Here is a 13,474-nt window from a genome sequence, read left to right as displayed (position 1 = left end):
GGGTCCGGCATGGTCCAGGTCTTGACGCGCAGCAGGCTGCCATAGCTGGCCAGCGTGCCTTCGCCGCGCCCCACCGTCAGTACCGAGACCAGCGTCGCGGCCGCTGCCTGTTGCGCGGCGGGGGGCATGGCATGCAGCCCGGCCAGCAGATCGGCAACGGCCACGCTGCGAGCGGGCTGCATCGCCTGCATGTCCTGCAGCCACACGGGCGCGCCTGCCTCCTTCCAGAAACGGCGCCAGTCGGCAGCGGACAAACCCAGCCGCCGCGGCTCGAAATAGCGTCCGCAGGACTGAATCAGCGCACGCTCGCGGTCGATGCTCTGGCCGGCCGTGCAGCAGTAAACCTCCTCCGGGTCACCGCCTCGGCAGGTGTAGTCATTGGATGGCTTGTCGCGGCCGACCAGGTAGCCATAGACGAACAGCTTCCACACGCTGCCCAACGGGGTCTGCAAGCTGGCAGGCAATGGCGTGGCAACGGGCGCGGCGGCATTGCCGTCGAGGCCGAACAATTGCGCGTCCGCTCCCGCGAGCCGCGCGAAGCGCAGGGKCTCGGCGGGCGCGGGCGTGGCAGCCAGCGCGGGGCCGGCGCACGCCGCACCCACGGCGGCCAGCACCGCAAGCCGACGCCACCAGGCACGGCCGGCCGCCATGCGCGCTGCCCCGTTCATGCTTGCCTCACTCCACCGTCAAGGGGAAGCCCGCCGTCTTGCCGTCGCCTTGCAGGGCCTTGGCATCTGGCTGGTACATGCGGAAGTAGCGCACCGGCGGCAGGTTGAACCTGCCCGGCAGCGAGAAGCGCACCAACTGGCGCAGCACCACCGGGCGCTCCAGCGAGACGACCGGCTGGTGATACGACAGCATGCCCATCTCGTACGTCACGGCGCGCTGGAACGGCTGCAGGCCGGTGGCCTTATTGTCCGGATCCGGCAAGCCGTCGATCCGCAGGCCCCACGTCGTGCCCTCGACCTCGCCGCCGGGCGGCAGCGGTGCTTCGACCAGCCCGTAGCGGTAGGTGCCCTGGCGCGGGCTCAGCACGATCTCATCGACGTAGAGCGTGTTGCTGTCGAGCTTGTCGCCCGGCTTGACCGGCTTGGCCGAGAAGGTCAGGCCGGCCGTACCCGCGGCAGCGGCTTCGGCTGGCTTGCCGTCTTTCGCTGCGCCATCGCTCGTGGGCACCAGGCGGTAGAGCTTGCGCTCGATGCCGATCGGCAGGCGCGAGGCTTCCTGGGCACGGCTGCGGTAGGACACCACGGCATTGGTGTTGAACGATTGTGAGGCCGCATCCATGTTCGGCGGCACGGTCAGCGCGAGCGTCTCGGGCAGTTGCGCCCCGCTCCAGCGCCATTCCGGCAGGCCAAGCGGGCTGCGCGCAGCCTTCCAGTTGCCCTGCGGCACGCGTAGCGCGGGGTCACCCTCGCCGGCCAGCCCGCGGCCCAGCCCGCCGCCAAGGGCCTTGTTGAGCCACACCAGCGTCACGGCCCGGTCAATCGTCGGTGAGGCAGCGCCGGCGCGGGCCAGCAGCGCCTGCACGTCGGAGGTGGCCGCGCCCTTGCCCGCCATCAGCAGCAGGCTCTGCACCAGCGGCGAAGGATCGCTCGCCAGCGCCTGGCGCGCGGCCTCGGCGGCGCTGGCCAGGCCTTCCGGCATCGGCTGGCCGATCTGCTTGTAGAGCTGCGCGGCCAGCACCGTCGCCACGCGGCGGCCTTGCGGCGAATCCGGCGCGGCAAACACCAGGCTTTCGCCCACGGCCGCGCCCGGTGCGTCGGCGCCGGGGCGAGCGAGCTCGCCGGCCACGCCACCGAGCTGCGTGGCCACCGGCAGGCCCATCTCGTTGATGAACCACAGCGCGAGCGCACGGTGCAGCAGCGGCTCCTTCATGGCCTGCTTGTAAGCTTCCAGCGTGCGCTTCCAGTGATCGGGCGGCAGGCTGATGCCGACGGCGCGCGTTGCCAGCCAGTCGGCGTAATAGGCATACGCCGTCAGCAGCGCGCTATTGCCCACCGTATCGCCCCACCACCCAAACTGGCCATTGACCCCAGCCAGCAGCGCCAGGCGCTGGCGCTGGGTGCGCAGCAGCGCGTCGATGCCCTGGGTGCCGCCGCCCGTGTCCGCGCCGGTGGCTGCCAGGCTGCGCTGGGCCAACGCCAGCGGAATCAGCCGGCTCGCTGTCTGCTCGGTGCAGCCATAAGGATAGGCCAGCAAGTCGTCCGCCACGCGGGCGAACTGGCTGGCGGCGCCATCGACGAAGCGCAGGCGCACGTCCTGCGCATCCGCCGGCAGCTTGAACGCGGCATTGGCGCCGGCCAGCGGCAGCGTCAACTCGCGCTGCGAGAGCCAGCCGGTGGGCTCGACCGTGAGCGTGGTCTGCAGGCGGTCCAGCGTCTTGCCCTGCAGCTTGATCTCGGCATTGACCACGCCGCTCTGCAAAGCGCCCTGCGCCACCGGCAGGCGCACGTAGTTGGCGCCACGCTTGAGCGTCACGCTCTGGTTGACATTAAGGCCGGCACCGATCACCACAAGGTCCGCTGCCACGTCCTGCTCGCCCTGGTTGAAGGCCACCATGTCGATGCGCGGCGCGTCCTCGCCGCGGTAGCGCTGTGGCCCGGTMCATTTGAGATACAAGCCCTTGTCGGAGCGGATGCTGGCGGTGCGCTGCCCGACCATGCCGTCGCCTGACATCGCGCGCACCGTGATGCGCCAGCGCGTCAGGGAGTCAGGCATGGTGAAGCTCATGCGCGCGCGGCCGTCTGCGCTGGTACGCAGGTTGGCCTCCCACGCGGCAGTGTCTTTCTCATCCCGGCGCGGGCGCTCCAACACCTTCACGCCACGTTCGTTATAGCGGCCTCGCTCAGGGCCACCGGCGCCGGGCTGGCCCGACACGGCAAGGTCGTAGCCGATGAAGTTCAGGCTGGAAGTGGTGCGCACGCTGTTGCGGCGCGGATGGTAGAAGAAGTCGACGATGCTCGGGGCGATTTCAGGCTGCAGCACGTAGACCATCTCGTCCACCACGCTGACGGTGAGATTCGCCGGCACGGGCTTGCCATTGAAGACGCTGGTAAGGTCCAGCGTGACGGTCTCGCCCGGGGCATAGACAGGCTTGTCGCTCTTGACGGCCAGCTCGATCGTGGGCTGCACCACGGCAATGCCGGCGTTCTGGAACACGTAGTCGCCGTCCTTCACATACAGCACGGAGAACGTCATATTGGGGCTGAAATCGTTGCCCACCTTGATCCGCGCCCGCCATTGCTTGTCGGTGACCTTCTCCAGCGACAGCCAGTCGCCGCCCTTGGACAGCAGGCCGCGCCGCTCCACCCGGTCGCGCTCCAGCGTCAGCAAGGCGTCCTCGACGGCGAGCGGGAACGTCACCAGCGCTTCGGCGGTGTCGCCGATGCGGTAGCGGTCCCGGTCGAACACGATCTCGATATTGCCTGGCACGGTCTGCAGGCCCTCGCCTGCCACCCAGTGGCTGGCAGCGGCCAGCAGGTTGCCTGCGCCGTCCTTGACGGAGAGCGTGTACGAGCCCGGCTGGTCGAACTTGACCGGGAACGACACAGTGCCGTTGGCGGCGGGGCTCAGCGCGCCTTCGCTGCGGGTGCGGGACTCCAGCCGCACCAGTTCCCACTTGGCCGGCGCCTGCGCCGATGCCTGCCCGGCGGCGGCCAGTGCCTGCAGCTGGAAGGTCACGCTCTGGCCCGGGTTGGTGAAGTTGGCCAGCGCCGTCAGCTTGTACGGCGTGGCGCCGCGCGCGATCAGCAGTTCGCGCGTGACCTTGACCCGGTAGGCCGCACCATCGTTGGCGAACACCGTCACCACGTAACGGCTCGGGTCCTTGGCGGCAGGCAGCACCAGCGCGGCATTGCCACTGCCGTCGGTGGTCAGTTCCTGCTGCTCCAGCTTGACCGGGAACAGGCCGGCATATTGCAGCTCGCCCTCCACCATCGTCACCTGCTGCGCACGCAGGCTGACGGACAGCTTGGCGTCCTTGACCGGCTTGCCGTCCGGATAGCGCAGCTGGATCTTGCCCTTGACCGCCTCGCCGGTGGCATAGTCGGCCTTGTCCAACGCAAGATTCACGTCGAAATGCGGCTTGATGYATTCGGCCACGCGGAAGGCGCCGCCGTAGGTATTGCCGCCGTAGTCGAAGCGCAGCGTATAGCCGCCGGCCAGCGCATTGGCGGGCAGCGTGAAGCGCGCGTCGGCACCGTTGTCCGCCGCCAGCGCGGTAGCGACCGAGGCCAGCGGCGCGCCGTTGGGGTCCAGCACCTCCAGCTTGATATCGCCGGGCGCCGCGGGGCCGGATTCGGTGGCATTGCGGAAATTGCGGCCGATGAACTTGACCCGGACTTCGTCGCCGGGACGGTACAGCGGCCGGTCGGTGAAGGCGTACAGCTTGGTGTTGTAGATCTCGCTGTCGTAGTAGAAGTTTTCCGAGATAAACGCGCCGCCGGCCGGATCCACGCCCAGCAGGTAGCTGCGCTCCGGGCTGGTGTGGGCCAGATCTGCCGCACCGTCAGCACCAGTGGTGGCGCTTTGGAGCACGCCAAGGCCATCGGTCCAGGCCAGGCTGGCGCCGGCAACCGGGCGGCCGCTCTTGCGTTGCGCCGCCCAGACCAGCATGCCGTTGCCGGTGCTCTTGGTAATGGCCACGGTATCGGACACGAACAGCAAGGTATGGGCGCGGTAGGTGCCGATGATGCCTTCGACGATGTACAGGCCCGGCTTGAGCTTGCCCAGCGGCACCATCACGTTGCCMGCATCTCGCGGCAGGAATTCGCTGCTGCTGCCTTCCAGCTTGACGTCCTTGGGCGGCGCGATTTCCTTGGCGTCCCAGATCGGGTAGCGGAAGCGCTCGACCACGTCATAGCCCTTGAGCGGCTCGTACTGCGGGTTGTTCTCGAAGCGGGTCGGCTGGGCAATCTGGTCGCCCATGCTGAACTGCGGCGCGTCCTCCACCGCCTTGCTGCGGGTCGCGAACGACAGCACGCGTTGCCATGCGCGGCGCGCCTGCTTGTACCAGCTGTCCCACAGGTAGGACAAGGTGTTGGCCAACCCTTCGCCGCGGTAGTTCGCCTTGACGTCGATCCGGTGCAGGTTCTTTTGCGCCTTCAGGAAGGCGATCGGATCGGCGACCCGGTACACGAGGATGTCGGCGCCGCCGTAGCGCTGCAGCTCGCTCTTGTATTCGCGGCCCGGAGCTTCCAGGCGCACCTGCGCCGTCTGGTCGCTGCCGTAGCTGGCGTCCGACAGCAGGAAGAACGGTTGGCCCTGGAAAGCGCTATAGCCGCTTGACGGCACAGTGTCGAGCGTGGCACTCGGCCGCTCGGCGGCGCCTGCCGCCTGGGTGCCTGCCAGCAAGGCAAGCGCCAGCAGCACGCGGGGAATGGAGGAACGCAGAAGCGCGCTCGCGCGCGTCATGACGACAAGCATCGTCTTTACCTCGACAAAAAGGCGAAACGGAATACGCCGATGAAATTGGGATTGCCGTCCTGCGGCTGCCAGCGCGAATCGTTCCATTGCATCAAGCGGGAAAGGGTGACGGCACGCAGGCCGTTATCGGTACGGGTCACGGTGCCGGTGTGATAGGCCAGGTACTGGCCCATCCAGATCATCAGGTGCTGTTCATCGCCCTGGTCGTAGAAAAGCAGGTCGCCAGGCTGGGCCAGGTTGACGTTCCTGGCGACAAAGCGGCTATTGCCCTGCACCAGGGCCAGGGCGGATGCATAAGCCCCGGTGCTGCCGTCGGCGCGGGTCCAGCGCTGGCCAAGCGTGCGCTGGGCCGGGCTCAGGCTAAGCTCCGGCGGCAACTGGCKGGCCGAGGCGCCGCCTTGCATGCCGTTGGCGCGCAGCCAGCGCGCGTCATGCACCTTGAGCGCCTCGCCCACGGCAAAGCGCACCAGGCCCGCACAATCGCGCTGGTACCAGCGTGGGGTCGGGCCCTGGCGCAGTTGCTCACCGACGATGCGCACGAACCAGGCGCGAAACGCCGCCGATTGCGTGGCATCGAGCGCATCCGCCTCGGGCGTGTCCGACGCCAGGCCGGACAAGGCCCAGGCCCGACCGCCGCCGGCCAGGGGCAAGGCAAGCGCCAGCGCCGCCAGCATCGAGCGGCGGCCTCGGCTCACAGCTATCACTGCGCAGCCTCTTGCGGCGCCGCTGCTATCGGCGCCATCGGCGCAATCGATGGGGCCGCGGCCAGCGCGCCGCGCGGCGGCGTGCCAGCCTGCTGCCAGGTCACCGGCACCCACGCACGCCCCGAAGGCAGGCTATCGGGCAGCACCAGCGAGACCGCCGGGTAGGCCGCAAGGGTCTTCAGCTTGGGGAACAGGTGAGCGCGCGCCGCGTTCAGGAACAGGGCTTCCTGGTCCGCCGGCAGCGCCTTGGTGGCTTCGCGGCGCACCAGCGGCGCCAGCGTCGATGGGGTGAAGCTGAGCACGGTACGGGCCTGCTGGCCGCGCTGCATGGTGTCGGCCACCGCGGGGAAGCGCTTGCCCTGCACCGCCAGCGCGTCATCCACCAACGCGCCGTCAGGCGAGAACAGCACCGTGTTGCCAGCCAATGCCAGCGTCACGGGGAAATAGGCGCCCGCCGAAAGCTGCGCCGCGAACGGCGCCCCCTTGCCCTCACGCGTGCCGTAGGGCGAGCTGACCGCGCGCGACCACAACACCGCGCCGCCCGCGCCCTGGCGGTTCTGCACCGGCAGGCGCGCATAGGCGCCCTTTTCCGCGCCGGCCTTGGGTTCATAGGCGCCGATCACTTGCTCGAACAGGCTCGCCAGCACCGGACGCAGCGCGGTAGCGGCATCGGCCGACTTGACCCAKGCCATGAACAACGGCGCCACCAGCGCCGACTTGCTGTACCAGCACACGGCAGCCGGCCCTTCGAAGGCCTGGGCCACCTGCGTAGCCAGTTCGTCCTTGCCGCCACTGACCTTCTGCAGCATCTTGCCTGCGGCCTGCCAGTCCACCGGCAGCGTGGCGCACGCCGCGGGGTCGGCCGGCAAGGCCTTCCAGAGTTCGGCCGTGTTCCACGCGCCGGGCAGGCGCGCGCCATCGACCAGCACCGCGCTGTGCCAGGCGGCATCGCCGGCATCGGCCTTAGAAACGGACTTAGAATCGGCGCCGGCAAAATCGAAACGCAGCGCTTCGATGCCCGGGAAGAATGCCTGGTACCCAAAGGAGAGGTAATTCGCGCCCACCAGCACGCGATGGCCCTTGGGCGGACCCTTGGCGGCGTCGAGCGCGAACGATTGCAGCGGGGCCTCGCGCGCGCCGGCGTCGTCGGACAGCCAGGCGGCCACTGCCTTGGCGCGAGCGCCGATGGGCTTGCCTTCAGCGTCCAGCAGCATGCCGGCTTCCGACAGGACTACCAGGCGATCGCCCTTGCCCGCCAGCAGCAAGCTGCGGGCCGGGCCGATCCGCAACGCATACAGCGGCGTGCCGCCGACTTCACCGGCGCGGCTCAACTGCGTGTCAGCCGGGGCGATCGTGCCAAGTGTCTGCAGCACCTTGGCCAGCCCGTTGCGCTCCATCGACAGCGCCCAATAGMGCAAGGTGCCATCGGCGCCGCGCCAGGCCATAAGCCGGCCCGGTTCGTCGAACACGCGCTTGAGCAACGCATCGCCCCAGTCCAGGTCGTGCTCGAAGGCAATGCGGCGCAAGGCGCCCGAGGCAGACAGGCGGCCTTCGTTGTCTTCGTAATAATTGACGAAATCCTCGGTGAGCACATCGCGCAGCAGCGGCACGCGGAGCATATCGCGCGGCAGGCTGGACAGGCTTTCGCTGTCGACCAGCGCATCGGGGCGGCTGAAATCGAGCTCAAGCTGGCGGGGCTGCCCCTTCCAGGCGCGTCCGAACGGGTGCCAGACCATTTGCACGGCCACACCAGCGGCAATCGCCAGCGCGGCGGTGCCAAGCGCGATTTTCTTGCGCGAAATCTTCATGATTCCCTTCACGATCGTGATCACTGCACGTCACAGACGCAGCGAACCCGGTAGCGTACCGCGCACATCAATCAAACCGCAACCCAACCACGGTGAATTTTTGTGACCGCCTGCGCAGCCGCGCGCTCGGCGCTACCCGCCGGCGCAGCGCGCTTTTCGACCGGGCACCTTTGCCCAGGCGGCTCTCCCGGCCGATATTTGCTTATGACAAAGATGTACTTTGCCGCTGCAGGCCACAGGCGTAGCCTCGGCACTTTTGAAATATTCGACATATGTTCTCGTTTGCCACATTCGCCAGTGCCGGCACGATCMGTGCCTCCCGCCTGCTGGCAAAGCTAGCGTTCGTCGCTGCCGCCGCCCTTTCGGTTTCCGCCCCGCACGCCGCCCAGGCCCAAAGCCCGGTGCTGGACAAGATCCGCGACACCGGCACCATCGTGCTGGGCTATCGTGAATCGGCGCTGCCCTTCTCCTTCGCCAACGACAAGGGCGAGCCCGCGGGCTACGCGGTGGACCTGTGCCTGCGCGCCGCGGAGGCCGCGCGCGTAAAGCTCGGACTGAAGACGATCAAGGTGCGCTGGATGCCGCTCACCCCGCAGAACCGGATCCCCGCCGTGGTCAATGGCCTGGTCGATCTCGACTGCGCGCCCAACACGAACTCGCTGGAACGCCAGAAGCAGGTCGCCTTCAGCGTCTCGCATTACATTTCCACGGTCCGCATGCTGGTGCGCGCGGATTCGGGCATCAAGTCCTTCGAAGACCTTCGCGGCAAGAACGTGGTGACCAGCGCCGGCTCCACGGGCGATCGCCATGTGCGCCGCCTGAAGGGCCAGTATGGTTTCCATGACATCTACGCGAAGGACCATGGAGAATCCTTCCTGCTGCTCGAATCCGGCCGTGCGCAGGCATTCGTGATGGACGATGTGTTGCTGTCGGGACTGCGCGCCCGCGCCAAGGACCCTTCGCAGTTCGTGATCGTGGGTCCCGCTCTGTCGATCGAGCAGAATGCGCTGATGATGTCCAAGGCCGATCCGCAGTGGAAGCAACTGGTGGACCAGACCCTGGCCTCGGTATTCGCCGGCCCGCAGGTGATCGCCCTGCAAAAGCAATGGTTCCAGCAGCCAATCGGCGCCCGCAACATCAACCTTGCGCTGGCACCGAGCACGGAAGTCCGGGATGCGTGGAAGCATCCTTCGGATGTCGCTACCGAATAACCGCCTTCGCAGCCCGGCGATCCATCAAAACCAAAGCCCCCGCACGCCATCAGGCCTGCGGGGGCTTTGATTTTGCACATAACGCAAATGAAATATGCACTTAAGCGCATATCAATGAGCAAACGTCAAGCAAGTCCTGGCGATAAAGGCAATAGCGGCTTTCCATAGGACGATACAAAGCGTGCATTTCACAATACAGCGCATGTTGACAGCCAGGCGAAATGTTGGCGACACTGGGGACCAGCGGACAACGCGGCAACGGTATCCCACGCAATCGGCGTGGCGGCCTTAGCCGTCAGTTTCCGTGTATTCGAACCGCCGGAAGGCGGCATTTACCAGGAGAAAACATGAACAAGTTCGTCGCGACAGCCATCGCGCTGTGCATTGGCGCCGTCTCCGTGGCTGCCCAGGCGCAATCGACCGGGAAGAAGCAATTCGACCCGTATAGCCAGGGCGCCAAGTCGGGCGATAAGTTCGACCCGTATAGCCAGGGTGCCAAGTCCGGTGACAAGTTCGACCCGTATTCCCAGGGCGCGAACAAGAGCACCCGCACGGACCTGACCGACGCCTCCGCGCCGCCGGCCAAGAAGTCGACCAAGAAGAGCAAGAAGAGCAAGAGCAAGAAGCCCGCCGCATCGGCCGCAGCCGCGAACTGATCGGCAAGGAGCGCCGCGCTGGTATCCGGCGTCCGGCGCCCTGACAGCAGAAAGCCCGCCAATGCAAATTGGCGGGCTTTCTGCTGCCTGCTATCGGAGAATCCGCCTCGGCAGGCGGGCAAAGCGTCAGGGCGAAGCCGTATCCAGATCCATCCCCGTGACGTCGATCCGTTGCACCTTGTCCTGCTGGCGAATCTCGGTGCGCAGCACGAATGCCTCGGCGGGGCAATACCAGTCGGTAACGTGCATCAGCGTGGGCTCCACCTGCACCACCTCCTCCCCCACCATCAGCGGCCCCAGCGAAGTCCGCTTCTCGTAGGTGATCGGCATGCACTCCTTGCGGCCCAGCACGGTATCGATCATCTGGCGCTTGCCCACGTGGCGGGATCCGACGCTGATCGAGGCATATAGCGCCCGCATGCTTCCCACGACCTCGTCCGCGCCCACCGGATAGATCTGCAGCGAGACGCTGGATTCGAACGCCTCGCCGTCAAGGGTGCCGCCCTCGTGGATATCCATGCCCGCGTAGCTGAACACGCCCTGGCCCCTGAAGGCGGCTTCGCCGTACATGCGGGCATAGCGCCCTTGTGCATTGATGACGGCATGCTCGCTCTCGATACTGCTCTTGGCACTGTCGGAGCGGCGGTCGATATTGACCATGTGGACCTGGTCCATGATGACCGGCGGCCCCATCAGGGCAGACAGCGCCGACTTGGAGCGCACCTCGAGCTGCGCCCGGCATCCGGTCTGGTTCTTGGTCGCCCGGCGCAAGGTCATGGTGATCGACATGGGCATGGCCCCGTCGCCTTCCATCTGCACCCGCGAGCCGGAGCGGAACCATGGCGCGTCGCACAGCGGGGCAAGAGGCCGCGCCGGCGCCTCCTCGGGCGCGGCGGCGGCCACCGCCACCGTCTGAGCCTGCGCAAGGCTGCCCACGGCCAGCAGCATTGCGCTGGCAATGGAAGCAGCCCTAAGCCATTGCGCCTTTGTCCTCACATGAATCCTGTCTAGAATGATTTCACGCCCCCCGCTCGCTCCGACCAGGCGTCCCACGCGCAGGGCCAGCCAGCCGTTGTGGCTCGCGCTGGCTAGAAGCTAGCGCGTTTTTGCCCGCGCGTGTTGTCGATCTTAGCCGGTCGCCGTCGCTGCCGGMCCGTGCGGGCAGCTTGCCAGGGAGTTCCTATGCTTCAGTATTACGCCAAGCTATGGTGGGTCGTGGCCTTGCGCGGCATTCTCGCCGTTCTTTTCGGGTTTTGTGCTTTTTTCGCCCCCATTGCCACGCTGGCTGCGCTCGTGCTCCTGTTTGGCGCCTTTKCCGCCGCCGACGGCATTAGCGCGCTGCTGATGGCCATCTCGGGCAACCAGCGCGAGGCTAGCGACCGCGGCATCCTTGCACTGCAGGGCGTGCTTGGCCTGGGCGTGGGCCTGCTGACCTGGTTCAGTCCCGTGGTCACCGCGTTTTCCCTGCTGTTATATATCGCGGCCTGGACGCTTGCCACAGGGGTGCTGCAAATTGTCGCCGCGATCCGCCTGCGCAAGGACATTCCCAATGAATGGTCGCTGATCCTGGCCGGGCTGGCGAGCATCGTGCTCGCCTTCGTGCTGCTGTGGCACCCCCTTGCCGGTGCGCTGGCGGCGCTGTGGATGATCGGAGCCTGGGCGGTGGTTTGCGGCGTTCTGCTGATCGGCGTCTCGCTGCGCTTGCGCCGCGCCAGAAACATGCCGATTACTGCACTTTCCAGCTAAACCACGCGCGCAGCCCGGGCCGCCCCGCGTGCGCCGACCTCGCGCGCGACGGCGGGTTGCGGCGGTCGTGCTAACATTGCGCGCCGCGCCACTTGGCAACCACGGTTGGCCATGGGGTAACGGCTAGAAAGACTGACAAAGCAGAAGGCGCGTGGCAACGGGCACGATTGCCTACCTTCAATTTTTGTCTACCAAAGCCGTCGCTGCCGCGTTGTGATGTTTTCGCCGGGTGCCCGGGCAGCCCGAAACCGTCAAACAGCCTGGCCGCGCGCTGCGGCAACAGCCTGACGCCGCTTTTTTTCGCCTAGGCTGTATGACCAAGCTTTAATCATCATGCAAGTGGCCGCGGCATCGCGAGCCAATGCAATGAATGTGTGGCAGCAGGCGGGACAAGCCATCCGGTCGGCCCGCGCGCGGATCGCCACACCCCGCAAGCCCGAGAACCGGTCGTCATGTGCGCAAGCCATGGCGGTCACCCGATCCCTTTCCAGGAGACGTATGCGTAGTTCCGTGACCTCGCGAGACACCTCGCGAAGCACCGCACAAGGTGTTTCGCAATCTGCCGGCTTGCCCACGACCACCATCGTCCTGGTTTGCCTGTTTATTCTCCTGGTCTGGTTCGGCACGCTCGACGCTCGCCACCTGCTGCGCTCCGATGAAGGCCGCTATGCCGAGATCGCGCGCGAGATGTTCGCCAGCGGGGACTGGGTAACGATCCGCTACAACGCACTCAAGTACTTCGAGAAGCCGCCCTTCCATATGTGGGTGACGGCGCTGTCCTACACCGTATTCGGCGTAGGCGACTGGCAGGCCCGGCTATGCGTGGCGCTGTCCGGCATGGTCGGCCTCGTGGTCTCGATGCTCGCCGCCCACCGCTGGTATGGCTTCCGGGCCGCCTTCCTGACCGGGCTGGTGCTTGCCGCAGCGCCGATGTGGAGCGTGGCCTCGCACTTCAACTCGCTGGACATGACGCTGTCCGGCGCCATGGCCTGCGTGCTGGCCTTCATGCTGCTCGCGCAGCACCCGGCGGCTACGCCGGCCGCCCGGCGCTACTGGATGTGGGCCTGCTGGATAGCGATGGGCGTGGCGATTCTGACCAAGGGGCTGGTAGGCATTGCCCTGCCCGGCCTCGTGCTGGTCATCTACACCCTGATCTCGCGGGATTTCGGCCTGTGGCGCCGCCTGCACCTGATCACCGGCATCGCGCTGATGCTGATCGTCACGGTGCCCTGGTTCTGGCTGGTGTCGGAGCGCAACCCCGAATTCCTGAATTTCTTCTTTATCCACGAGCACTGGCAGCGCTATACCTCGACGGTACACTCGCGCAAGGGTCCGCTGTGGTACTTCGTGCCGTTGCTGGTGGCGGGCTTCATCCCCTGGCTGGGCCTGGCGCCGCGCATGTGGCAAGTGGTCCGTGGCGAAGGCGCGGCGGCACGCGTGGCGTCGGCACGGCCATTCCAGCCGGCGCTGTTGCTGGCCGTGTGGGCCATTGCCATCTTTGTCTTCTTCAGCCTGTCCGGCTCGAAGCTGCCCGGCTACATCGTGCCGATCTTCCCGGCGCTTGGCATGCTGGCAGCCGTGGCGCTGCAGCACATCGATGAGCGCAGCTGGAAGCGGCAGCTCAACGGCATGCTGGTCATTGCGGCAATCGGCTTGCTGGCCAGCCCGGTGGTGGCCACGCTGAATTCCGACAATACGCCCAACGAGCTGTACCGCTTGTTCGCGGTCTGGGTCGGCGCCGCCTTCGTGCTGATGCTCGGCGCCGTGTTCCTTGCGCGCAAGCTGCTGGCAAGCAAGGGCCTGATGGTCAGCATCACCGTTTACTCGCTCGGCTTGTTCACCAGCTTCACAGTGGCGCTGCTGGGCCACGAGGTCATGGGACGGCAGACTTCGGGCGTGGACATGGTGCCCGCCATCAACGC

General features: G+C 66.8%; 9 protein-coding genes. 4 read left to right on the top strand and 5 right to left on the bottom strand.

Annotation, left to right across the window (positions count from 1 at the left end; translation table 11 throughout):
- The 4 genes from AC1DS3_RS25545 to AC1DS3_RS25530 all read right to left on the bottom strand — a co-directional run.
- Positions 1 to 668: DUF2300 domain-containing protein (locus AC1DS3_RS25545; protein ID WP_477128210.1), on the bottom strand; the 668-nt coding region annotated here is incomplete at its 3' end.
- Positions 669 to 675: 7 nt separating this feature from the next.
- Positions 676 to 5,427 (bottom strand): alpha-2-macroglobulin family protein, encoded by a 4,752-nt coding sequence (locus AC1DS3_RS25540; protein ID WP_477128209.1) that lies wholly within the window; start codon positions 5,425 to 5,427, stop codon positions 676 to 678.
- Between the two features lie 5 nt (positions 5,428 to 5,432).
- Positions 5,433 to 6,101, bottom strand: coding sequence for a DUF1175 domain-containing protein (locus AC1DS3_RS25535; RefSeq protein ID WP_477128211.1), 669 nt, complete (start codon positions 6,099 to 6,101; stop codon positions 5,433 to 5,435).
- A 26-nt stretch (positions 6,102 to 6,127) separates the two neighbouring features.
- Positions 6,128 to 7,939, bottom strand: coding sequence for a DUF2138 domain-containing protein (locus AC1DS3_RS25530; RefSeq protein WP_477128208.1), 1,812 nt, complete (start codon positions 7,937 to 7,939; stop codon positions 6,128 to 6,130).
- A gap of 272 nt (positions 7,940 to 8,211) precedes the next feature.
- On the opposite strand from AC1DS3_RS25530, the gene AC1DS3_RS25525 reads away from it, so the two are divergent.
- Both AC1DS3_RS25525 and AC1DS3_RS25520 read left to right on the top strand, forming a co-directional pair.
- Positions 8,212 to 9,150: an amino acid ABC transporter substrate-binding protein gene (locus tag AC1DS3_RS25525; protein WP_477128207.1), complete on the top strand. Its 939-nt coding sequence runs from the start codon at positions 8,212 to 8,214 to the stop codon at positions 9,148 to 9,150.
- A 347-nt stretch (positions 9,151 to 9,497) separates the two neighbouring features.
- Positions 9,498 to 9,806 carry a hypothetical protein gene (locus AC1DS3_RS25520; RefSeq protein ID WP_043355619.1) on the top strand — a complete coding sequence of 103 codons (309 nt, stop codon included), beginning with the start codon at positions 9,498 to 9,500 and terminating at the stop codon, positions 9,804 to 9,806.
- Positions 9,807 to 9,932: 126 nt separating this feature from the next.
- Here the strand turns inward: AC1DS3_RS25520 and AC1DS3_RS25515 are convergent, their stop codons facing one another.
- Positions 9,933 to 10,754 (bottom strand): hypothetical protein, encoded by an 822-nt coding sequence (locus AC1DS3_RS25515; RefSeq protein WP_441637742.1) that lies wholly within the window; start codon positions 10,752 to 10,754, stop codon positions 9,933 to 9,935.
- A gap of 234 nt (positions 10,755 to 10,988) precedes the next feature.
- On the opposite strand from AC1DS3_RS25515, the gene AC1DS3_RS25510 reads away from it, so the two are divergent.
- Complete coding sequence (locus tag AC1DS3_RS25510) at positions 10,989 to 11,552, top strand: HdeD family acid-resistance protein (protein ID WP_477128206.1); 564 nt, start codon at positions 10,989 to 10,991, stop codon at positions 11,550 to 11,552.
- Positions 11,553 to 12,050: 498 nt separating this feature from the next.
- Positions 12,051 to 13,474 (top strand): glycosyltransferase family 39 protein (locus AC1DS3_RS25505; protein ID WP_477128205.1); only part of this gene is annotated, 1,424 nt, incomplete at its 3' end.

The sequence above is a fragment of the Cupriavidus sp. 01L46 genome, from assembly GCF_056399905.1.
This window is presented reverse-complemented; position numbering and strand designations above follow the sequence as displayed.